Origin of the sequence: Akkermansia muciniphila (genome assembly GCF_900184965.1) — a bacterium.
Lineage (GTDB): Bacteria > Verrucomicrobiota > Verrucomicrobiia > Verrucomicrobiales > Akkermansiaceae > Akkermansia > Akkermansia muciniphila_A.
This window is the reverse complement of record NZ_FXYA01000213.1, coordinates 160,881-183,843: the sequence shown is the minus strand read 5'-3', so window position 1 is coordinate 183,843 and position 22,963 is coordinate 160,881. Positions and strand designations below refer to the sequence as shown.

General features: G+C 57.7%; 16 protein-coding genes and 2 tRNA genes. 9 read left to right on the top strand and 9 right to left on the bottom strand.

Going from position 1 to position 22,963, the window contains the following annotated elements:
- Positions 1–6: 6 nt before the first annotated feature.
- From mfd to CI070_RS09635, 4 genes are all read right to left on the bottom strand, one after another.
- Positions 7–3,183 carry a transcription-repair coupling factor gene (mfd, locus tag CI070_RS09650; protein ID WP_094135356.1) on the bottom strand — a complete coding sequence of 1,059 codons (3,177 nt, stop codon included), beginning with the start codon at positions 3,181–3,183 and terminating at the stop codon, positions 7–9.
- A 130-nt stretch (positions 3,184–3,313) separates the two neighbouring features.
- Positions 3,314–4,525 (bottom strand): SHD1 domain-containing protein, encoded by a 1,212-nt coding sequence (locus CI070_RS09645; protein ID WP_094135355.1) that lies wholly within the window; start codon positions 4,523–4,525, stop codon positions 3,314–3,316.
- A gap of 8 nt (positions 4,526–4,533) precedes the next feature.
- Positions 4,534–7,080: an MFS transporter gene (locus tag CI070_RS09640; protein WP_179218287.1), complete on the bottom strand. Its 2,547-nt coding sequence runs from the start codon at positions 7,078–7,080 to the stop codon at positions 4,534–4,536.
- A gap of 41 nt (positions 7,081–7,121) precedes the next feature.
- Entirely contained in the window at positions 7,122–8,105 is a 984-nt protein-coding gene (locus tag CI070_RS09635) for a Kelch repeat-containing protein (protein WP_094135353.1), read from the bottom strand.
- A 129-nt stretch (positions 8,106–8,234) separates the two neighbouring features.
- On the opposite strand from CI070_RS09635, the gene CI070_RS09630 reads away from it, so the two are divergent.
- A complete protein-coding gene (locus CI070_RS09630; protein ID WP_094135352.1) occupies positions 8,235–9,071 on the top strand; it encodes a hypothetical protein in 837 nt (278 codons plus the stop codon).
- Positions 9,072–9,165: 94 nt separating this feature from the next.
- On the opposite strand, the gene CI070_RS09625 is transcribed toward CI070_RS09630, so the two are convergent.
- A complete protein-coding gene (locus tag CI070_RS09625; RefSeq protein WP_256943509.1) occupies positions 9,166–9,999 on the bottom strand; it encodes a histidinol-phosphatase in 834 nt (277 codons plus the stop codon).
- Positions 10,000–10,119: 120 nt separating this feature from the next.
- On the opposite strand from CI070_RS09625, the gene CI070_RS09620 reads away from it, so the two are divergent.
- On the top strand, positions 10,120–11,211 hold the full coding sequence (locus CI070_RS09620; protein WP_094135351.1) for a phosphate acyltransferase: 1,092 nt from the start codon (positions 10,120–10,122) through the stop codon (positions 11,209–11,211).
- Here the strand turns inward: CI070_RS09620 and tilS are convergent.
- Positions 11,165–12,172: a tRNA lysidine(34) synthetase TilS gene (tilS, locus tag CI070_RS09615; protein WP_094135350.1), complete on the bottom strand. Its 1,008-nt coding sequence runs from the start codon at positions 12,170–12,172 to the stop codon at positions 11,165–11,167. The two genes, CI070_RS09620 and tilS, sit on opposite strands and share 47 nt — an antisense overlap.
- 103 nt (positions 12,173–12,275) lie before the next feature.
- Positions 12,276–12,551: a type B 50S ribosomal protein L31 gene (locus CI070_RS09610; RefSeq protein ID WP_035196558.1), complete on the bottom strand. Its 276-nt coding sequence runs from the start codon at positions 12,549–12,551 to the stop codon at positions 12,276–12,278.
- 96 nt (positions 12,552–12,647) lie between these two features.
- Between CI070_RS09610 and CI070_RS09605 the strand changes: the two genes are divergently transcribed.
- The 3 genes from CI070_RS09605 to CI070_RS09595 all read left to right on the top strand — a co-directional run bounded on the left by CI070_RS09605 (position 12,648) and on the right by CI070_RS09595 (position 13,896).
- Positions 12,648–13,577 carry a hypothetical protein gene (locus CI070_RS09605; protein ID WP_094135349.1) on the top strand — a complete coding sequence of 310 codons (930 nt, stop codon included), beginning with the start codon at positions 12,648–12,650 and terminating at the stop codon, positions 13,575–13,577.
- Between the two features lie 131 nt (positions 13,578–13,708).
- Positions 13,709–13,784, top strand: a tRNA-Phe gene (locus CI070_RS09600).
- 35 nt (positions 13,785–13,819) lie between these two features.
- A tRNA-Pro gene (locus CI070_RS09595) sits at positions 13,820–13,896 on the top strand.
- 369 nt (positions 13,897–14,265) lie between these two features.
- Here the strand turns inward: CI070_RS09595 and CI070_RS09590 are convergent.
- Positions 14,266–14,697: a copper resistance protein NlpE gene (locus tag CI070_RS09590; protein WP_094135348.1), complete on the bottom strand. Its 432-nt coding sequence runs from the start codon at positions 14,695–14,697 to the stop codon at positions 14,266–14,268.
- 398 nt (positions 14,698–15,095) lie between these two features.
- Here CI070_RS09590 and CI070_RS09585 point away from each other — a divergent pair, with 398 nt between their 5' ends.
- Positions 15,096–16,076, top strand: coding sequence for an Amuc_1434 family mucin 2-degrading aspartic protease (locus tag CI070_RS09585; protein WP_143245496.1), 981 nt, complete (start codon positions 15,096–15,098; stop codon positions 16,074–16,076).
- A 108-nt stretch (positions 16,077–16,184) separates the two neighbouring features.
- On the opposite strand, the gene CI070_RS09580 is transcribed toward CI070_RS09585, so the two are convergent.
- Positions 16,185–17,507 carry a UDP-glucose dehydrogenase family protein gene (locus CI070_RS09580; protein WP_094135346.1) on the bottom strand — a complete coding sequence of 441 codons (1,323 nt, stop codon included), beginning with the start codon at positions 17,505–17,507 and terminating at the stop codon, positions 16,185–16,187.
- Positions 17,508–17,694: 187 nt separating this feature from the next.
- Between CI070_RS09580 and CI070_RS09575 the strand changes: the two genes are divergently transcribed.
- The 3 genes from CI070_RS09575 (at position 17,695) to CI070_RS09565 (ending at position 22,906) form a co-directional block, all read left to right on the top strand.
- Positions 17,695–18,684 (top strand): malate dehydrogenase, encoded by a 990-nt coding sequence (locus tag CI070_RS09575; RefSeq protein WP_094135345.1) that lies wholly within the window; start codon positions 17,695–17,697, stop codon positions 18,682–18,684.
- Between the two features lie 142 nt (positions 18,685–18,826).
- On the top strand, positions 18,827–20,977 hold the full coding sequence (locus tag CI070_RS09570; protein WP_094135344.1) for a hypothetical protein: 2,151 nt from the start codon (positions 18,827–18,829) through the stop codon (positions 20,975–20,977).
- A 39-nt stretch (positions 20,978–21,016) separates the two neighbouring features.
- Entirely contained in the window at positions 21,017–22,906 is a 1,890-nt protein-coding gene (locus tag CI070_RS09565; protein ID WP_179219372.1) for an NPCBM/NEW2 domain-containing protein, read from the top strand.
- Positions 22,907–22,963: the final 57 nt, after the last annotated feature.

The window sequence follows — 22,963 nt, the reverse complement described above, 5'->3', positions numbered from 1 at the left end:
GCGGCGTTAAATGTTCTTCAGCATGTCCAGCGTTTCCCGGAGTTTGTCCGCGGGCGCGGCGCTTGCCAGCCGCGGGAATTTGTTGGACAGCAGGATGAAATCCCCGTTCCTGGTGAGCATCAGGCGCTGTCCGCTGATTTCCACCATGGAGATGTTGGCCCGGGATGCCAGGATTTTGATTTTGTGGGAATCCAGCAGGTGGCGCACCGTTTCCGGCGCGGGGCCGAAGCGGTCTTCCCAGGCGCGGAGCAGATTGTCCGCTTCCTTAAGGGTACGGACGGCGGCCAGATCCTTGTAGGCGCAGATGCGCAGGGACGCGTCGCTGATGTATTCCCTGGGAAGGAAGGCTCCCAGAAAGTCTTTGCGGGATTTGGCGGCGAACTGCGTTTCGCTGTTGACGATGAAGTCCGTCCTTAGAGCCGCATCCGGACGGGGGGCCGTGTGTTTGCCCTGCATCTGGGCGATAGATTGCTGGAGAAGCTGGCAATACAGGTCAAAGCCTATGGCGGCGATGTGGCCGCTCTGCTGGGTGCCCAGCAGGTTGCCCGCACCGCGTATTTCCAGGTCCCTCATGGCAATTTTGAAGCCGGAACCCAGTTCCGTGTACTGTTTGATGGCGGAGACGCGTTTGCGGGCGTCTCCCGTGGTGGCGGCGGATCTGGGGAGCATGAGGTAGGCGTAGGCCCGGTGGCCCGCACGGCCCACGCGGCCGCGGAGCTGGTAGAGGTCCGCCAGGCCGAAGCGGTCCGCGCGGTCAATGATGATGGTGTTGGCGTTCGGGATGTCAATGCCGGATTCGATGATGGTGGTGGCCAGCAGGATGTCCGCTTTCCCCTGCACGAAGGTGCGCATGACCTGTTCCAGTTCTTCTTTAGGCATCTGGCCGTGGCCGATGACGATGCGGGCCTTGGGTACCAGGGCCTGGATGCGGTCCCGGAACAGTTCGATGGTTTTCACGCGGTTGTGCAGCAGGAAAATCTGCCCCCCGCGTTCCAGCTCGCGTTCCATGGCCTTTTTCATGATGCGTTCGTCGTAAGGGCACACGCTTGTCTGGACGGGCTGCCGGTTGACGGGCGGCGTCTCAATGGAGCTCATGTCCCGTGCTCCCATCAGGGCAATGTACAGGGTGCGGGGAATGGGCGTGGCGGACAGCGTCAGCACGTCGATCCCCTTGAATCGTTCCTTGAATTTTTCCTTGTGCCTGACGCCGAAGCGCTGTTCCTCGTCAATGATGACCAGGCCCAGATTTTTCATGGACACGTCATCGGAAATGAGCCGGTGCGTGCCTATGACGATGTCCACGGCTCCCGTTTTGAGCCCTTCCAGCGTGGAGCGGATGTCCGCCGCGCTGCTGAAGCGGCTGAGCATTTCAATACGCACGGGGTATTCGCTCATGCGTTCCTTGAACGTGCGGAAATGCTGTTCCGCCAGTACGGTGGTGGGAACCAGAACGGCTGTCTGGCGGCCTCCCGTCACGCATTTGAAGGCGGCGCGGATGGCCACTTCCGTTTTGCCGAAGCCCACGTCCCCGCAGATCAGGCGGTCCATGGGGCGGGCGGATTCCATGTCCGCTTTCGTCTGGGCGATGGCGCGGAGCTGGTCCTGGGTTTCCCGGAAGGGGAAGGAGCTTTCAAATTCCCACATCCATTTGCTGTCCGGGGGGTGGCTGTAGCCTTTTCCGGTCTGGCGTTCCGCCTGAACGTTAAGGAGCTGGGCGGCGTAATCCGCTACGGAGCGTTCAGCTGATTTTTTGGCGCGCTGCCATTTGGAGTCCCCCAGTTTGTTGAGTTCAGGCGTTTTGCTTCCCAGGCCAATGTATCGTGAGACCAGGTGCGCCTGGCTGAGGGGGACGTGCAGGATCGTGTTGTCCCGGTAGAGGATGTTCATTTCCTCGTCTCCGGAGTCAGGGGAGGCGGAGATGTTGATGAATTTGCCGATGCCGTAGCTGGTATGCACTACCAGATCCCCGGGATTGATGTCTTTCAGGGACGCCTGCGCGCGCGCCTTGCGCGCCTTGTCTTCCCGGCTGGCGCGGCGGCGGGCCGTGGCGGACTGGTACCTGCCGAACAGTTCCGAGGAGGAAAGAACGGCCGTCTTCGCTTCCGGGATGCTGAACCCTGCCGGGAGTTCCCCGCGCAGGGGGGTGATGGACAGCAGGGCGGGCGTTCCGGCGCAGATGTCCCGGAAACGTTCTTCCTCCCCTTCATTGGGGAAGAACATGCTGACATTCCATTTCCGGTCCAGCCATTCGCGGATTTGGCGTTCCGCCAGTTCCCTGCGCATTTCCTGCATCACGAAGTCCCCCGCCTCAAAGCTGCCCAGGGGATTGTCGTGGATGGCCAGGGAGAAGTCTTCTTCCCCCGCCGCCTGTTCCGGTGGAGCGGTGAGGATGCACACGTTCCCCCGTTCCTTGCAGAAGGGGGCCGTAATGACCAGGTCTCCCGGCTTGATCCAGTCCCGCAGGGTCCCCGCGCCCGCGGCCTCCGCCAGGATGAGGTTGACGTGCTCCGCCTTGCGGAAGGAAATCTGGGAATCCACATCAAATTCCCGGATGGATTCAATTTCGTCGTCAAAAAATTCCAGGCGCACGGGGTGGGAGGACTGGAGAGGAAAAACATCCAGAATGCCGCCGCGGCGGGACCATTGCCCGCGGGAAATGACCTGTGGAACACCTTCAAACCCCGCTTCCCCAAACTGCCGTATCAAGTCCTCCGGAGCGTGCGTTTCCCCTGTTTTCAGGGTGATCCCCTGGTTTTGCATGCTGTCGGGAGACGGAACTTCATCGTTCAGGCTGTTTTCCGTCAAAACGATGGTTTGCCCGCCCGTGCGGCCGGAAGAGATGCGGTGAAGGATGTTGAGACGCTCCGCCGCGAGTTCCGGGTCTCCCATTTCCTCTCCCAGGGCCGTTTCTTTTTCCGGAATGAAAAGGAGGTGGGGCACTCCCCAGGTTTCCAGTTGGGCCGCAAGGGCTTCCTGCGCCCGCAAATGGGGCGCGACCACCCAGGCCCGGGCAGTGTCCGGAAGGGTTCTGATGCACAGGGCCGCTACAAACGGCGCTCCGGGCAGGGAGGTATGGTCGAAGACCGCCTGTTCCTCCGTGCCCAGCTTCGCCAGTTCCCGGTGAAAGGGGGCGGTACGGGCCACCCTGTCCATCAGGTCGGATATGGAAGCTTTTTCTGCCATGCGTGTCTGTGAATCCCTGTTAAGGGAAGTGTGCCGCCTTTCCCTCCCGTGTCAACGGTTTTTCAGGGCACAAACTGTCCTTCGTTTCCCGTCGGGGGGGGACTGTTTCCACGGCACGCGCGGCAACGGTTCAGGAAGAGGAACGGAAGCGGATTTTAACGCCCGCTTTACGCCATTTCTGTTCAATTTCTCTGGCCAGTTCTTCATAGCTCCGTCCGTCAAGGAGGAGCTTTTGAGCTTCCTTTTCACTGGTTCCTGACTGGATGGCTTTCATGTAATTCTTGATGCGCCGGGCATCGCCCTTGCCGTCCATGTGGTAAAAATAGTAGGCCATCAGGGCGGCCAGTCCGTAGTTCAGGTTGGGGTTTTCTTCCGTGAACCGGGAATAGGGCATGTTCATGTAAGCTTCCAGGCCGGGAGCCTCAATGTCATTTCCCAGGGCCCGTCCACCCGTGTTTTTTTTGCCGTATTCCGTCACGCGGGAGACAATGTGGGAACGGTTGGCCCCGAAGTTGAAGCGGCCTCCGGCGTAGGGCGTCATGCCCATGTATTCCGCGGAGCCTTCGCAAAACCAGCTGGCTTGCTTGGCCTGCGAAGACATGAGCTGGTGCGTCAGTTCATGGATGAGGGTGGAGGCGTCCTTGTCACGGTCAATGACGTAGGTGCTTCCCATGGTTTTGACTCCCAGGGAATCGAACGGGACCAGAATTCTTCCGCGGTCTCCGGGGCGCGTCGTTCCCAGGAAGATGCCCGCCGTGCCTTCGCGTCCGCCGTTTTCCAGATAGGTGCTGAACTTTTCGTACAGGTAGGCGGGGAATTTGGCGGAATCGTCATGGGCAGGGGAGTTCCCTATGGGAAGGGTTTTGTTGGCCAGGTGGGTGGCCTCAAAGAGAAGGCCCAGGCGCTTGATCATGCCGGTTCCCAGCCTGGCGTCGCAGATGAAGCGGAAATGGGGTGTTTCATAAATATATTCTCCCGGTTCCTCCTTGACGGTTTCCACCTTGAAATTATCCGGGCATTTGATGGTCCTGGGCCACGGCAGGTGGTAATTGTCCGCCGTATTGGAGGGGAGCGCCCCGCCTTTTTCCTGTTCCGCGATGAAATCCCTGTCTTCCCGGGAAAGCAGGGAGAGGGGAATGGAGACGGTTTGGCCTCCGGAACGTTTCAGCACGGCTTTCTGGCCGTCCATCCTGATGAATTCCGCTTCCAGTTTTTTTCCCTGGAGGCTGGTCCAGGTACGCCCCTGTGCAAGGGGGGTGAGGAACAGGGCGGCCAGGGTTCCCGCCGCCAGGCAGAGGCGCGCGGGCTTTTTCATCAGGGGGAAGACGGGAGGCATGAGCATAGTTGCGGTTAATGTTTGGGACGCGGCAGCATCAGGAGCAGCAGCCCGCAGAACAGCATCAGGCATCCTGCCGCCGCCAGGGTGGTGGTCAGCGGAACGCCCTGGTCCTTGAACCACCCCCCAAAGAAGGAGATGAGGGCGCCCACGCCGGCGGATGTCAGGTTGAGGAGGCCATAGCCGGTTGCGGAATAACGCTCGTCAATATGGGAGCGTAGCACGGGCATGAGGGTGGCGTCCAGCGATCCCTGCGCCAGCCCCTGCGTGGCGACCAGGCCCAGCATGAGCACGAGGGGGACGGTGATGTCCCAGCCGAAGATGCCGGGCAGCAGAGCCAGAACCACCAATGGGCCGGATATGGTGAAGGTGATGCCCGGAACCAGGGCGCGGGCGCGGGCGTTTCTCTTGTACCACATGTCCGCCAGGATGGCGCCTCCCAGCACGGCGACGTATTTGGCCACGGAGCTCCACAGCGTGGCGGCGGGACCCGCCTCCGCGGAGGAGAGCTGGTATTTATCCTGAAGCAGGGTGGGATACCAGGTGAGAAGGAACCAGTTCCCGGCGCCGGCAAAGGCCACTACGGCCAGCAGCATCCACATGGGGCGTCCGCTCAGCAGGCTGGAAAGGACGGCCCCGGTGGAAAGCTTGGAAGCGGGTTCCTTGATGACCTGTTCGTCATTGTCCACATTGAGCAGAACCGTTTTTTCCTCCGGTTCGGACGGTTTTTTTGCCAGGGCCGTATCCGCCGGGGCTTTGGACGGGTCTTTCAGGAACAGGATGAGGATGACGGCGTACGCCACGCCGATGAGGCCGAACAGGGCGAACGTCATGCGCCATCCCGTCCATGAAGCCATGGTGGCGCCGAAGCCGGCCACGGCCATGCCTACATAGATGCCGCTCATGTGCAGGCCTGTAGCGATGGAGCGCGTGCTGCCGCGGTGGTAGTCCGTAATCAGGGCCAGGGCGGCGGGGATGTAGAACGCCTCGCTGATGCCCATGGCGCCTCGCGCAATGAGCAGGGAAGTGTAGTCTTCCGCATGGCCGGTCCACCATGTGACTACGGACCAGACGACGAGAGAGCAGAGGATCATCAGCCGGCGGCTGTAGCGGTCCGCCAGAAAGCCGCCCACGGGGCTGAGCAGGGCGTAAATCAGCAGGAAAACGGAGGTGACCATGCCGAACTGGGCTTCCGTCTGCGGAATGTCCCGGACGATGGGTTCATGCAGAGCGGAAAGGAGCTGGCGGTCAAAATAGTTCAGCATGACCACAAACCACAGGACAATGACGGCTACCCAGGCCCACAGGCCCGGCCTGGTGTTCGGGTCCGTGACGGCGGCAACGTTTTTAACGCCGTTGCGCACGGCGGAGACGATGATGAGCGCCAGGACGATGATGGTCAGAATAAGAACGGCGTAATCAACCGTGCTCATTTCAAAGTGGTAACCTGCGTCGGCGGAGGCGTTTGCCGGGGTCCGGACGCCCGGAGCCGTTTCCCCGCTGATGGTCATGATTTCAGAACCCCTGACGATGGCGGGAGCCGTGGCGATGCCCACGGGCCATTCCCCCTGGCGCGTCCATGTGTTCCCGATGACGTCATAAACCAGAATGTCCCGGGACTGCGCCACGGGCGTGGCCGGGTCCGGCGCATTGCCGCGCTTGTCTCCGCCGATCAGGAGAATGGAATTTTCACGCACCGGGGCGGGGCCCGCGGCGGCGGCTACGGGCATTCCCGGCCCGGCAGGCTGCTGGCTGCCGGCGGAGCCCCATTTGGAAGGATCCTTGTCCGTCATGTCGTAGCCGATCATGTCGGAAAGGTACGTCCTGGAGGTTTCTCCGGCGTTATCCCTGGACAGGGCACATCCGCCGATGATGAACAGGGTGCTGTCGCAGACGGCGGCAGTGGAGAGAATGCGGCCCGCTCCGGGGAAAGGAGGCAGGGAAACCCATTTCATTTTATCCGTATCCGGCGTGGTATCCAGCATGTAGATAGTGTTGAGGGCGGTTTCCGGCTGGTCCCGGTCTCTGCCGCCGATGACGAACAGCTTGTTCCCGTGGGCGGCGCATGCGGCTTCCGTCACGGGGACGGGAAGGGGAGGAAGCTTTTCCACGGAGCCGTCCGTTTTGATCAGCAGGGCGTCTTTCAGGATGCCCTGCTCATTATGGCCGCCGGCTACCGCCAGCCCCTTTCCTACGCTGGCAAAAGCGGCGTAACCCAGCGGGACGGGCAATGTCCCCGTCTTGCTCCACTGGCCGTTGCGGAGTTTGAAAATGTCCCGGTAGTAGGTTTTGGGGCCGCGTTCCTCCGGAGTTGAGGCTCCCGGCACGGCATGGGGGAAGTTGGAGCCCCCTGCGGCAATGACGGACTGGGCGCCGTCGTTTTCCGTAACGGTTCCGGCTACCATGCCGGCGCGGCCTGCCGGGTCCGGAAGGTCGGGAACAGTTCCGGACGTCCGGACGTCCACGGAAAAGGAGGCGTCAGCGGCCGGGATCGCGATGAGAAGCAGGGCTGCCAGAGCGGAGCCGCAAGCCTTGGAAATTTGGGTTAGGGAACGTGTCATGTGCATATGTTGAGAGGTTTGTAGTTGGATTCCGGGAAAAATCAGGGGAGGGTGACGCTCCACACTTCAGGAGAGCGCCTTCCGGGTTTGAGTTCTCCGTTCACGACCGCAAAACGGCCCTGCCACGCGCAGCACGGAAGGACTGCCCTGGGCGCGGCGATGGAACCTGCGTCGTGCCATGTCATGTCTGCCGTGTCCAGGCACAGAGATTGGTTGTTGAAGCCGGGATTAGTTTGCGGAGTGTATTTTTTCCCGGAGCCGTCATCCCCCCCAAGCAGGTAAATGACGCCGTTCCTGGAAACCGGGGCCGGAGTAGGGGCTGCGGCAATGGCGTAAGGCATGTCCGGCAGGCGCGTCCATCCGTGTTCCGGGGTATAGCTCCATGCTTCCTTCAGCAATTCCCGGACCTGTTTGCCGTCCTGCTCCCTCAGGCCGATGCCGCCGAGCACGTACAGGGTTCCATCTGCTGCGGCCATTTGATGCAGGAAGCGGCCGCGGCCCGGCAGCGGGTCCTGTTCCAGCCATCCCTGTTCCGGCCGGCGTGTGTCCAGCATGAAGACCCGGTTGGTGCAGTCCTGCTCACCGGGACGTTCACATCCCCCAGTAAGATAGACTTTCCCGTCCAGCACGGCAGCCGCCGTATATGCCAGGGCGATGGGGAGGGAGGGAAAAGGGCGCGTGGTGACAGTGCCGTCCGCGGCGTTCAGCAGGTAAACGTCTTTCCGGTGTCCTTCCCTGTCGCAGCCGCCGATGCACAGCAGGCCTTCCCTGACGCTGGCGGAGGCTCCGTAGGCATAGGGCACGGGCAGTGTTCCGGCCTCTTTCCATGCGTTTTCCTTCGGAGAGAGCGTAAAGACGCGGTCCGTCCATGTTTTGGGGCCCCCTTCAAGCATGGGCTTTTCCGGGAAGTTGGTTCCTCCTGCACAAATCATTATTTCTCCGCAGGTTCCTGCGTACATGCCGGCGAAGCCTTCCGGATCGGGAAGGGAGGGTAAAGGTGTCCAGGATGAAGAATAGCGGCTCATAACGCGTGTAAATGATTACGCCGTATAATAGCAAAAACCGGCGGCTGCGCCAGTATTAACCTCTGGTCCTATTTTTTTGAATAAATTCCTTTCCTCGCGCCTCTTACCAACGTAGAAGAGGTTAATCATATGAAAACCGGGACCCGTTTTTTGATTTTATGTCTCCTGGCGCCTGCCGCCCTGGCGGAAAATATGTCTCTGCGGTCCGGCAGGGTGCTGGAAGACGCCGTGGTGGTGTCTTCCGGAGATGATTTTGTCAATATCCAGTATACGGACGGGGTAGCCAAGGTTTCCTATAAGGATCTGACGGATGCCCAGCAAAGGGATTACAAGATGACGCCGGATGAGGTGAGGGCCAGACTGGAGCAGCGAAGGATGGAGGAAGCGGCGCGCAGAAAGAAAGCGGAAGAAGCCAGGAAGGCGGCCGATGAAGAAGCCAGGAAAATCCGGGAATCCCTGTCTGAGGCGGAGCGGCATCCCCGCTATCTGAAAGGGGCGGATATTTCCCGCATGTTTTTGCTGATGGGGGAACTTACCAGGGTGGAGGCGGAGGTTATGGCTCTGCAGTGGAATGCCCTGGAAGCGGATCGTGTGGGTTTGCCGGAAGACGCCCGCGTTTTCCGCGCAAGGGCGGCCTCCTATCAGGAGCAGATAAACGCCATCCGTAAAAGAAGGGAAACCGCGGAACAGTATTGGCAGGATTTGGAAAAGAAATACCTGGCCCTGAAAGACGGCACCCAGAAGAAGATTGCGGATTTGAACAGGCAGGTTTCCCAGTTGCAGGGGGAAGTGAGGGAAGTGGCCAGCCAGCCGAGAACGGAACGCATCATTGTCCCGCCGATTATCAGGACGTGGAATTATCCGCCGCCGCCCGTCATTATCCGGCCCCAGCCGCTTCCTCCGCGTCCCGTGCCTCCGCATCATCCGAGGCCTTTGCCCATAAAGCCGAGTTTGTACAGAGGTTAAAGAGGCTCCAGAGCATTGCCTTTTCTCCCCATGGGCCTGTGCCGTTTACAGGAAAAAGGCTGCCGGGGCATTCCTTTGCCGTTGAGGGGAAACATCAGATTCCGGGCAGGGGGAACAGTTCCATGCGGCCTTCCCGGAAGGAGGCCAGATTCCTGAACCCTGCCTGCCGGACCAGTTCCCCGGCCCGCTTGAAATCCCGCCCTACATCCTCCGGCCTGTGGGCGTCCGAGCTGATGGTCAGGGGAATCCCCGCTTCCGCCGCCATTTTCAGGAATTGCCCGTCCGGATATTGTTCGCCGCACTTGTTGTGCCAACCGGCCGTATTAAGTTCCAGACATGCTCCGGATTCCCGCATGGCTTCCAGCGCCGGTTCATAATAACGGCGCTGGTCGCCGGAGGGGCGGAAGCCGAATTTTTTGATCAGGTCCGCGTGTCCCATGATGTGGAACATTCCGGAGGCGGCCATATTCCGGAAGCGCTCCCAATATTGTTCCCACGCGTCCTCCACATCCGTCCGGCGCCAGAAATCCATCCTGTAGGGATTGTCGAATTCCTCCTTTTCCCCCAGGTAATGGACGGAACCGATCAGGTAATCCCAGGCGTGCAGGCCCTGCAGGCGCTCTATCCATGGTTCAATGCCGGGAAACCAGTCGCATTCCAGAGCGGAACGGACTGTCAGTCCGTGCGGCGCGGCGCATTCGCGGGCTTCCGTGATCCAGTCCAGGTAGGCCGGCATGTCCGCCTGCTTCATGCGCCAGTCGTCAAAAGGTTCCCCGGGCATCGGGGCATGGTCTGAAATGCCGTATTCCCGGAGCCCGGCACGGACGGCTGCCTGCACATATTCCTGCGGAGTGCCGGAGGCGTGCAGGCACAGGGGGGTATGGGTATGGTAATCGCAGTACATGAAGGGGAATGCCCATGCTAGCATGGCGCGGCGGACGGTTCAACCCGGAGGGATGTCTTTGTTCATTATTTGCCGTCGTTGACTTTATGAGTTGATTTTATGGACAGGATTTTTTAGAGTCGCGTTAAATAGGACACGTGACGTATGAGTGACTGGCAAGGCTTTTCCCCGCTGAATGATTTTACAGGGCCGCTCCTGGATAACCTGAAGCGCCACCCCAAGCGCATTGTTTTTCCGGAAGGGGAGGATGTCCGCGTGCTGCGCGTGTCCCAGCGCTTTGTGGAGGAGCAGGCTGGAGCGCCCATCCTGCTGGGAAGGAAGGAAGTCATCACGAGAATGGCGGAAATGAACGGAATTTCCCTGAAATTCGTCCGTGTCATTGAACCGCAAAAAAGCTCGGATCTTCAGATGTTCTGCGACCGCTATGAACGGGCGGAACAGATGTTCGGCAACGGGTTGCCCATAAACACCCGTGAAATTGTTTCCGAACCGGTTCATTTTGCCGCCATGATGGTGCTTTACGGCCAGGCGGACGCCATTGTGGCCGGGAACATGAAAAGGGTGGCTTCCGTTTTCCGCGCGGTGAACAAGTACCGGCAGGATCCCGTTCCCACCAAGCCTTTGTTTGCCATTTCCATCGTGCTTGTGCCCGAATTTTCCAAAAAATTCGGCGGCCGCGGCGTCTATTTTCTGGCGGATACCGGGGTTAACCCTGAACCCACGGTGGAAAATATGGCCTATTTTGCCGTGGAGACGGCCAAGATGGCCCGCCACATGCTGGGTAAAAGCGTTCGCGTCGCCATGTTGAGCGCGTCCACTTCAGGTTCCGTTCCGGAACTGGCCGCGGACCGTACCAGGGCCGCTGCGGCGCTGGCGAAGAGCATGGTGCAGAAGGATTGCCTGAGCAATGAAATCTCCGTAGAGGGAGAAATCCAGATTGACGCCGCTCTGTCGTCGGATTCCTACAGCGTGCGCGTGCACCGCAATTCCATGCTTCAGCCGAGTGAGGTGTGGGTCTTCCCGACTCTGGATGCTGCGGATATCTCCAAAAAACTGTTATGCATGATGCCGTCCGTATACAACTACGGCCTTATTCTGGGCGGTCTGCTCTTTCCGATTGCGCAGCTGCCGCGGCTGACGGATGAAGACAGGATGTTCGGCACTGCGCTGGTGGTAGGGAATGAAGCCATTAAATTCCACCTGCTGTATCCGCAGGGGGTTGCTCCGCTTTATTGACCGGGGGAGGCGCGTCCATGACCAGCAGGCGCTTTTCCCTGCGCACGGCCAGTTTCCCGCCGGGCAGGGAAGTCCGGGAAGGGCCGTCTGTATTCAAGATATTGATTACCCGGAGTACGGCGTCTTCCGTCAGATTCGGAATATGCTGCCGGCGCAGGTAATCATGCACGGCGCATTGTTTCAGCTCCGCAGGAAGCAGGTTGATCTTCGGCAGGAACAGGCGCCCCTGGGGATCTGTCAGGTTCATGGAGTCCAGCGCCTGGGAAAGCGCCGTGCGGATTTGATTTTCCAGACGGCAGGCGCGTGAAAAGGGAAGGCTGGTGTCCCTCTGGAACAGCGCATTCAATTTGGGAATGATTTCATGGCGCAGAACATTCCTGGTATATTCGGCAGACTGGTTGCTGGAGTCCTCCTTCCATGGAATATGGAGATGCTCCAGATAGGCGGTGATATCCTCCCGGGAAAAATCCAGCATGGGGCGTACGACGGTCAATCCGTTGGCCCAGGTGGAGACGGGGGACATGCCGTGAATGCCGGAGGCGCCGCGGCAGAGGTGAAGAAGAGCCGTTTCCTGCTGGTCGTTCCGGTGGTGGGCCAGGGCCACGAACGCCCCCGGATGGCCGGCGGCCCATTTCAGAAACGAGGCCTGCCTGGCTTCCCTGGCCGCTTCTTCAATGGAAATTCCACGGGTATGGGCCATATCGCGGACATGGACGCGTTCCCGGACACAGGGAATACCCAGGGAGGCCGCGTAACGGAGCACAAACGTTTCCTCTTCCTCCGCTTCCGGACGCAGCTGGTGGTTTACATGGCATGCAACCAGGTTGCAGCCCGGCATGCCGGACAGCAGGGAAAGCAAAGCCATGGAGTCCCTTCCCCCGCTGATTCCGGCAAGGACGGGGCGGCCAGAGCGGAGAAGTTCCGCGGACTGGCTGTCAAAACGGTCCGGTGTCAATATCATGCTGCTGCAAGTGAAGCTGGAAAAAGAGAAAAAGAAAAGCCTGCAAATAAAAACCCCGTTTTCCGGAAAGGAAACGGGGTTGAAAAATTGCTGAAGGCAGTTCTTACTTGTTGAGCTTGGGCTTGCCTCCGCTGCGGCGGACGGTGCCGAAACGCTTCTGGAATTTGTCGATGCGGCCTTCCGTGTCCACAAACTGGTTCTTGCCGGTGAAGAACGGGTGGGAATCAGAGGTGATACCGCAGGAAACCACGAAATGTTCAACCCCGTCAATAACTTCCGTCTTGGGGGAACGAACGGTGGAACGGGTGATGAAGCGGCGGCCGGTGGTGATGTCAACGAAAACGACCGGATTATACTGGGGATGAATATCTTTCTTCATGGTGGTGTATTGCGTTTCCGACGCAAGGGGAATGCAAGTATAAATATGTTTTATTGCATGTCAAGCATCCCCGCGTAAAAATAAGGAAGTTTGCACATGACGGTTCGGGAGCTTGCGGAAGGAACGGTTGTGGAGATGATGGGACGGAAAATGGAGCAGGTGTTGAAGAGGCCCCCGTGGTGGGCGTGGTTTTCCCTGATGGGATTGGAAATCCCTTCTGCCGCCATTGCCTGGGCTTTTGCCGTCAGCCAGTCTCATCTGGTGGTGGTTTCCTCCCCCTGGCTGTATCAATTCCTGTTTGTGGCTGTCTGGTGCGTCAACATGCTGGACCGGGTGCTGAAAATATTCCGGAGCGGTTCCGCCGTGCACACGGATGAATGCCTGCTCTTTGCCAAAAAGCACTGTTTCGTGGTCTCCCTGCTCATTATGGTGGCGGCCGTGACGGGGCTTTGGATTATGTTTTTCCAGTTGGGCGTGGTCATTTTCCAATTTGCCTTTCTGCCTGGCGTTTGCAGCCTGCTCTTTCTCTATTTTTCTTCCAACCCTCATCAGAAAGGGATCTTGTCTTCCGGATTCGTCATGGGGGCGTTTTTCGCCGCCGTTTCCTTTGCCACGGGAGCCGGAATACCGGCCTACTTTTACGGGACGGTAGGGGGCGGCTGGGGAGGCCAGCTGTCCGAACCCACCTGGTATCTGGTGGCGCTGGTCATGCTCTGCATGTTCAGCCGCAAACGGTGGAGTGAAGAAGAGGAAGAAGACGGGCAGGATTCCGCCGACCGTGACATGGTATCCCTGGTATGGATGGGGGTGACAGTCATTTACGTCGTATTCTGTCTGGCCGCCGCCGCCAGGGAATACACCGGAGACGCGTGGATTTATTATGGGCTGGCGATGGCGGGGGCATTCATGTTTGTGCTGGACAGGCTGAAGAGGAACATGCCTCCCCTTCTCCTGTACACGCTGTCCTGGGCGGCGCTGATTTTTGCATTGCTGTTGAGCGGTATTCTGGCGCAGGCTTCCTCCTGATTGACTGGGCGGATTCCCGCTATGGGGAGGGCAAAATACGGGGAAGTTGAAAAAATAATATTTTGTGGTTGCAATATTGGGAAGAGGATGATAGATTCTGCCCCGCAAGCGCGTTCTGCGTGCAAGCAAGTGGCTCGGTAGCTCAGTCGGTAGAGCAGGGGATTGAAAATCCCCGTGTCGGCGGTTCGATCCCGTCCCGAGCCACCATTTTTTCTCCCATTTCTTAAAATCCCCTTTTTATACGGGAAGTAGCTCAGCCTGGTGGAGCGCCTGCTTTGGGAGCAGGATGTCGCAGGTTCGAATCCTGTCTTCCCGACCATTTTAAAGCCTGTAAATCGAATGATTTGCGGGTTTTTGTCTTTAGTGTAACTTCCTGTTGGTTGTCCGTATGGTTATTTGTAAAATGGATTATTCCTGTATGGGGGCATCCGTACCTGTGATTATTTAAAGCGCCGGAAATCTTCTGTATCCGAATCACTGCGGAGAGAAAGACCATGAATCATTCTTTTCAAACCTGCTGCGTACTGGCGGAAGCCTTGATGGTTGGGAGCAGCGTGCCGGATTTTTTCCCTGACGGCGGGGAAGGTGAATAAGATTGATCAGTATGCCGGGCTGAGAGACGGTATAAAAAACGCCGCAGGGGAGAGGTGCGGCGGAGTGGAGAAAGTGATGGATGATAGAAGCAGTTTTATTTCTTTTTTAATATATAATGTTCGGCCAGGATGCCCTGATTGATTGTCCCTTCCTTGTCTGACAGCATTACTTTACTGCCGTCAAGTATTTTATAGTAAGATTTTTCATTGGAAGAGGACTGGGTCAATTCAATCAGGCTGCCGTTGATGAAAGCATAAGAGCCTTTTGATTTGAAAATGGCGTTTTTTTCTCCTATGTATTCGCTTCTCAATACATAAGTCTTGTTGTTGTTTAATGTTAGCGTTGTTTTGATCCCTTCACAATCGGCGGCAGGAAGAATTCCTTCATAAGTGCCGTAAGGATTAAAATTTTCCGCTTGTTCCGCTGTTTTTGTTCCTTCGTTTTCAATTGGAGAATGATGATTTTGAGGAGAATTACAGCCGGTTACGATCACTAGACATGCGGCCCATAAAAGAATCATTTTCATGGCAGGTATCTTTCTTTTGGATGAATGTTTTTCCTGATTCAACAGGGTAGAAGCTGGAAACAAGCAGTTTTGTGTCTGCCATTTCCGGCCTTATTATCATATAGGGCAAGGTGATGGAGGGGGGCAAGATTTTTTCTTTTCATGGAACCCGTGAGTATGATGAATGCCGGATGATTTTTTTCTGTTGGCGCGGATGACGCTTTTGGCGGCGGTTTGTTTTGCCTCATCTCTTGGCTGTGCGGCAGCGTGTTTCCGGAACAGCAAGGTTGCCCGATGGCGCCTGCTTCTTGTCCTAGTGATGATTATGGTTGCGGTTCTGTTCGGGAATGGAGGCGATTAATTAGTCATTTGTATATCTTTTGATTGACCGCATGTGCGCGTACGTATATTTTCCGGTCATGCTCCTTCGATTTTTATCGAGCCTCTTTTTTGCGTCCGGCATCATTTTTGCCGCCCAGGCGAATCCCCAGCCTTATCCGGATTCCGATTCTTCAGACGGATATGATCCCGGTTTTTATGCAGAGGCTTATTCCGGCGGTTACGACAACGCTTCGGCGCCGGCGGAGGCGTCCGCCTCCAGGCCCGTTTTCCCCACACAGTCCTATTTTGAATTGCTTGGCCCCATGGATTCCAGAAATGGGAGCGGAAGCGTGAATGTCCAGAATTGGATGACGGATTTGAATTTGTGCAGAATGTCCAGCGGTTCCTGGAATTTTTCTTCTACCGCGGCGTTGCGCCTGAGCTGGTTTAACGGAAAAGGAGCGGATAAGATGGATGTGGACCGGCTGTACACGATTTGGCTGAATGTGAATGCCTCCTATGCCGTCACGGGGAAGACGCGCCTGGTTTTCGGTGTGACGCCCCAGATTTCCACGGATTTCGATACCTGGACGAGCCATAATATTTTCTTAGGAGGCCATGTTCTTCTGGCAGGCCCCTTGAACGACCGGTTCAGCTATGGCGTCGGCATCGGCTGTTATCCGCAGCTTGGGGATTATCCTTTGCTGCCTCTTATTCAGTTTAAATGGGAAGCTTCCCGGAATTGGACGCTGCAGCTGGAGGGGACCCGTCTTTCCTATATCAACAGGGTGAGCGATGGATTCAAGTGGGGGCCGTTCGTTTCCGTGGTGTCCGGCACATGGACGATTCACCATGACCGCCGCGTTCGCCAGTTTGCATGGATTTCCGGCGTCGCCGGCATAGGAGCCGATGCGGGTCTGGGGCGTTGGGGCAGCGTTCGCCCCAGGCTGGTGGCGGATATCGGTTTTTCCTTCGGGAATTCCGGTACTATCAAGACCAGCAACGGGAGCCATGATTTGGAAAAGTACCATTATGACCCCGGTCTTTATTTGCGTGCGGGGTTGCTGTTTGAGTTTTGATCGGCCAACAGGATTAGCGAATACATGACGAGGCCTCCGGCGCGTTGAGTGCGCCGGAGGCCTTTTACATATGGGGAGGTCTGAGGCCGGAATGGTGTCCGGGAGCGGTCAGGCTTCTTCAACAGAGGGCCTGCCCACGGAGTGGTATTCAAATCCTACGGCCCGGAGGTTTGCCGGGGAGAGGATGTTTCTTCCATCAAAGATGATGCGGTTGCGCATGACGCCGGCGAGTTTCTGCAGGTCCGCATTCGCGTATTCGCTCCATTCCGTGGCGATCACCAGCACTTCCGCGTCCCGGGCGCATTCGTACATGTCTTCCACCAGTTTGACCCCCCTGGGTTTCAGAATGGGGGCCGCCGTGTGCATGGCTTTGGGATCCGTAGCGGTGACAATGGCTCCTTCCGCGCAGAGTTTTTCACATAGTTTCAGGGCGATGGATTCCCGGATATCATCCGTGTTCTGTTTGAAGGCAAGGCCCCACACGGCTATCTTTTTATCCTTCAGAACCCACAGGCGGTCCCGAATTCTGTCCAGGAAATGGATGTGCTGGGTGTCGTTGATGTGTTCCACTTCCTCCAGCAGGGTGAAGGGAATGCCCAGCGTGCGGCTGATGTTGATGAAGGCCTTGACGTCTTTCGGAAAGCAGGAGCCTCCGTAGCCCAGCCCCGCGTTAAGGAAGTGGCGTGAGATGCGTTTGTCCATGCCGATGCCTTCCGCCACCAGTTCCACGTCCGCGCCCGTTTTTTCACAGACCTTGGCGACAGCGTTAATGTAGGATATTTTAAGGGCCAGGAAGGAGTTGGCCGCGTGCTTGATGAGTTCCGCAGAGTTGACGTCCGTTTCCAGAATGGGGGCGTGGATGGGCTGGTAAACGCGCTTGATGACGTTCATGGCCTGTTCCGAGTTGGCGCCTATGACAATGCGGTCGGGATGCAGCAGGTCGTCCACGGCGCATCCTTCCCGCAGGAATTCCGGATTGGAGACGATATCGAACTGAACATGCGGCCCCGCATAGTGCTTGATGGTCTGGCTGACTTTTTCCCCGGTTTTGACGGGTACGGTGGATTTGTCCACAATGACTTTGTATCCCATTTCAGGCTGGAGCGCCTGGGCGATTTCCCTGGCCACTTTTTCAATGTAGGTCAGATCCACGGAGCCGTCCGTATTGGGCGGGGTGGGCACAGCGATGAAGATGACTTCGCTTTCCGCGATGGAGTCCGCAATGGAAGAGGAAAATTCCAGCCGTCCGACGGCCACGTTTTTTTTCACGAGTTCTTCCAGCTTGGGCTCGTAAATGGGGATGGACCCGGATTGGAGCGTGCGTATTTTTTCAGCGTTATTGTCCACGCAAATGACGTGATGGCCCATTTCAGCAAAACAGGTGCCAGTAGTCAGTCCCACGTAGCCGCTGCCGATGATTGTTAAATTCATAGTGTTAGCGAAGTATTGATAAAAACTTGATTGCGCCGAAAGATAAAGGCGGCTGAACCAATATTCAAGCATTATTGACAGAGGATTTTTTCTGTCAAAATAAAAAGTTCCTGATTGAGCGTCCCCTTTCCTTGTGGTATAACCGCGACCAGACAGGAAAATATCTGTTTATTTTAATTCGAACGTTATGAAAACACCTATCACCGTTACCGTTACAGGAGCCGCCGGCCAAATTGCCTATTCCCTTCTGTTCCGTATTGCTTCCGGCAGCATGCTGGGGCCGGACCAGCCGATCAACCTGCGCCTGCTGGAAATCCCCCCGGCCATGAATGCCCTGGAAGGGGTGGTGATGGAATTGCGTGACGCCGCATTCCCGCTGGTTAATGAAATTGTTCCGACCTGCGATCCTGATGAAGCGTTCGCCGGGGCCAACTGGTGCCTGCTGGTAGGTTCCGTGCCTCGCAAGGCCGGCATGGAACGCAAGGATTTGCTGGACATCAACGGCAAGGTGTTCATCGGCCAGGGCCAGGCGATTGCCCGCAGCGCCGCCAAGGATGTGCGCGTGCTGGTTGTCGGCAACCCCTGCAATACGAATGCCCTTATTGCCATGCACAACGCAAGCGGCGTTCCCTCCGACCGCTTCTTCGCCATGACCCGCCTGGATGAAAACCGCGCCAAGAGCCAGCTTGCTGAAAAGGCCGGCGTCCATGTGACGGAAGTGACTAACATGACCATCTGGGGCAACCACTCCTCCACCCAGTACCCGGATTTCACCAACGCCAAGATTGGCGGCAAGCCCGTAACGGAAGTCATCAAGGATACGGAATGGCTCAAGGGCGATTTCATTACCACCGTGCAGCAACGCGGCGCCGCCATCATCAAGGCGCGCGGAGCTTCTTCCGCCGCTTCCGCCGCTTCCGCCGCCGTGGATACCGTCCGCAGCCTGGCTACCCAGACTCCGGAAGGAGACTGGTATTCCGTGGCCGTTTGTTCCGACGGTTCCTACGGCATTGAAAAAGGTCTTATCTGTTCCTTCCCGGTCCGCACCACCAAGGATGGCGGCTGGGAAATCGTGCAGGGGCTTCCGGTTGATGCGTTCTCCCGTGAAAAAATTGACGCTACCGTCAATGAACTGAAGGAAGAACGTGACGCCGTTTCCTCTTTGTTGAAGCATTAATGTTGATTTGCTTTTGCGCCGGGTTTCCCGTTTTCGGGAAGCCCGGTTTTTTATGGCCTGAAGAGTTCATCAACCTCATTTTCTGCGGGACAGAAGTTTTCTTCCGTGTTAAAAAAATAATGGATGCAGCATCCGCTAGTTTATGGATCAGGATCGCATATTATACAGGGGAGAGGCCTTTACGCTGACCGGAAATTCTTTGCGCCAGGATGCCGCGCATTGGGCGGAGGTACAGCCGGACGGCCCGGTGAAGACCATGAAGAACGGCCGCTATTCCGAGTGGCGCATTTTTCCGGAAGCCGGGAGTGCTCCGCATTATCGTGGAAATTTTGAAGTGCTTAATCAGGCTTACGGCCTGGCGTTGCATGAGGCAGGGGCCCTGCTTAATGAAGAAGGGACGTTCCGGACGGGGGCCAACTGGCCAACCGTGTGGACCCGGGATATTTCCTACGCCACCCATCTGGGACTGGGGTTGTGGAATGTCCATGCCTGTATGAATAGCCTGAAATCGCGGGTCCGGAACGGGGAGGTGGAGCAGGATACCGGAACGGGCGGCTCCTGGCCCATTTCTTCCGACCGTGTGGTATGGGGGATGGCGGCGTGGGAAGTTTACTGCCTGACGGGGGATGCCGACTGGCTGTCCCTTTCCTGCCGGGTGATGGAAAAGACGTGCGTGAGGGATGAACAGGTGCTTACAGCCACGGGCGGCCTGATGAAGGGGGAATCGTCCGTGCTGGATTGGCGGGAGCAGAGCTATCCTGCGTGGATGACTTCTGCCGATATTGGAGATTCATGCAGCCTTTCCACCATGCTCCTGCACGCGGAAGCCCGCAAGGTGCTGTCCCGGATGTTCCGGGAGCTGGGGCTGGAGGCGAAAGCGCGGGAGTGGGAGGAAAAAAGCGCCTCCCTGGCTTCTGTCATTGAGCGTTTTTTCAGGATTCCGGAACATGTTCTGTACGGGCAGTACCTGTATGGGCGCGGGTACCCCGTGCTGTCGGAGAAGGTGGATTCCCTGGGCAATCTGCTTTGCGTTCTTCTGGGGCAGGCCGGGAGGGCCCATGCCGCCGGGATGGTTGCCTCCCTTCCTCATGGCGTTTATGGCATTCCCTGCATTCATCCCCAGATGCCTGATAGCGTGCCGGCCTACCACAACCGCGCCATGTGGCCGTTCCTGGAGGGCTATTATGCGCAGGCCGCTGCGGCGGTGGAGAATGAATCCGCCCTGGCGCTGGCGGTCGCCTGCATGGTCCGTGCCGCCCTGCTGTGCGGCACGAACAAGGAGAATGTCCTTCTGGAAACGGGGCTGGATGAGGGGCTGCTGCTCAGTTCCGACAGCCAGCTCTGGAGTATTGCCGGAATGCTGGGCTGTTTTTACAAGGGATTGTTCGGTATCCGCCTGTCTCCGGATTCTCTGGAATTCCGCCCTTGCGTTCCCAAGTCTTTTGAAGGCGTTCATGAGTTGTCCGGGCTGGAATACCGCGGCATGACGATAGATGTGATTCTGCAGGGCAGCGGGCACCGGATAGCGCGGTGCCTGGTCAACGGGCAGGAGGCTTCTCCCGTCCTTTCGCCGGGTATGAAGGGCCGCGTTCTTGTGAAATTGGAGCTGGCCGGCGGAGAGGACGGGGAAGGGACGGTGAATTTAACCTGCATGGGCAGCAGCCTGGAGGCTCCTGCATGGAGGGCGACGCGCCATGGCATTGCATGGGAGGCTGTGAAAGGCGCCGATTATTACCGTGTTTACCGGAACGGCATCCCCGTATCCCAGACGGAGTACTGCCATTATATCCCCGCTCCCGGACGTGGGGACGTGTCTTTCCAGGTGATGGCGGTCGCTCTGGATGGCAGGGAGTCTTATCTTAATGAGCCCAATGATTATCCTTCCTCGGATTCCCGCATGGAGACGCGCCCCTGCGGCCTGAGCGGGGATGAGGTCTGGTTTTCCCGCGTTACGGAGTCTCCGGACGCTCTTTGCTACAATGTCAATATAGACAAGCCCGGCGTTTACCGGGTGGACGCCTTTTTCGCTAACGGCACTTATGATGTTTCAGACGGGAATACCTGTGCCCTGCGCAGCCTGTACCTGAACGGCAGGCGCGCAGGAACGCTGGCGTTCCCCCATACGTCCCGTTCCGGAAACTGGGAGCATTTTATTTATTCCACAGCAGTGGAAGCGGTGATGACGCCCGGCCCCTGCCGTGTGGAAGTGGTGTATGATTCCTTTTCCGAAAATATGAATCGTCTGGTGAATGATATGGTGTTAAAACACCTTCGGTTTACCCGTATATCCTGATATCGTTTTATGAATGTTACGTCGAAACGTTTTTCTGTCTTGTTGCTGGTTCTTGGGGCCGGGATTTGGAATGCCCCGTCCATGGGGACGGAGGTGGAGTCAGCTTCCAAGGCGCCTGTTCCTGCCTCCTCATCCCGGGAGGGGGCGGAGTTTACCCGGCTGCCCGTCAGCTGGACGGTTAATCCCGGGGATGCCGCCAACGCCCGCGCCGCCTGGAAGACGCTGAGCGCCTATCATCGGGGCAAACCCAAGTCTTCCAGAAAATTGCACGTGGTTTACGTAACGTTCAAGGACAGGCCGGCCCTTGAAGGATACCGGGAACGGTATGATCATATTCTGAAGAATATCCAGGCTTATTATGCGGATCAGATGCAGGCCAACGGTTTCCCTCCGCTCACATTCCAGCTGGATTTGGATGAACGGGGCAAGCTGGTTATTTATGACGCCTATGTGGATAAACCCATGAGCGAGATGAGCGTGCAGAGCTCCGGCCCCGTTTCCCGGGAGGCCGCCAAGAAGGTGCTGGCTTCCAAGGGAATTGATATTGATAAGGAGCATGTGCTTATCGTGTGCCAGCTTCCGGACGGCGTAGGGCCTTATTACGGCGGCGGCTTCAGCCATCAGGGCACAGGGTGGACCTGCGATCAGGAAGGGCTGGATCCCGCCAGCTTTCTGGATACGGAAATGATGCAGGGCGGCCGTTTCAAGGTGACCAGGGGGAAGAACGCCACCATTTACATAGGCGGCACAGCCCATGAATTGGGGCACTCCTTCGGCCTTCCCCACACGGGGGACGGATGGAATTACCCCAACGCAGGGGCTTCCCTGATGGGACACGGCAATTCCACGTACGGTAATGAGCTGCGCAATGAGGGGAAGGGCTCCTACCTGGCGCCTACGGATGCTTTGAAACTGGCCAGTGTCCCCCTGTTCAACGGGGTGGAGACGGAGCTTCCCTCAGATGCTTCCTTCGGGCGTATGATGGGCAGGTATGTCCCGGGGTCTTTTGAACGGCTGGAGGCCATTCCCGTCAAGGACGGACTGCGCCTGAAAGGGAGGGTTCATCTGACGCGCCCCGCCTATGGCATCGTTGCCCATTTGGATCCGCCCGGAGGGTCGGATTATGATTCCAATGCCGTGGGCGCTTCTCTGGATGAAAAGGGAGAGTTTGATCTTACCATCTGCAGGCCGGGCTATAAGGGCGGTTTTATAGAAATGCGGGTGGCCGTATTGAATTGCGACAGCACGCGCAGCATGATTACTCTGCCCGTGTGGATGGATGCCAGGGGGGCCAAAGCCCCTTCGCTGGCCCAGATCGTTTATTTTGGAGATGTTCAGAATCTGTGGAGGCGGGGCCGCATGGAAGAAGCCCGGAAGGCTCTGGCGGAAGTGGAACGCAGGCATGGTTCCCGTCCAGAAGTGAAGGAGTGGCTCCCTGTCTGGAAGCGCGCCCTCCAGCGCCAGAACCTTGCGCTGGAGGTTGCTCCGGCACAGATTCCCGCGGAAACCGCCAGCATCAGCCTGAATGACTGCAAGCCTTCTGCGGCCCAGGTGGGTTGGGCCGTTCCGTTGTGGGATGCCCTGTTCCCGTCGGATTTGGGGCCCGTGCCTTTCTTCCGGACAATCGGAAGGCCGGAACGTTTCATCCTGGCCCATGCCCCGGCTGTCTTTTCCTATGACCTGGACGGGCGCTGGAAGGAGTTCCGCGCTGATGTGGGGCTGCCTTTCGGGGCCCGCGGCAGCGTCAAATTCAGCGTGTATTTGGACGGCAGGAAGCTCATTGAATCCCCTGTGCTCAAGGACGGGGATTCCATTCCCGTGAAAGCGGCGGTGGAAGGCGGCAGGAAGCTGGAAATCCGCGTGGATGACGCCGGAGACGGCAATTCTGCCGATTGGGGCATCATCGCCAACGGCATGCTGTCCCGGTGAATTTTCCGCTCCACTGGCGGAGAAATGTGACATTAGGCTTGTCTTTTGTCCTTTCTC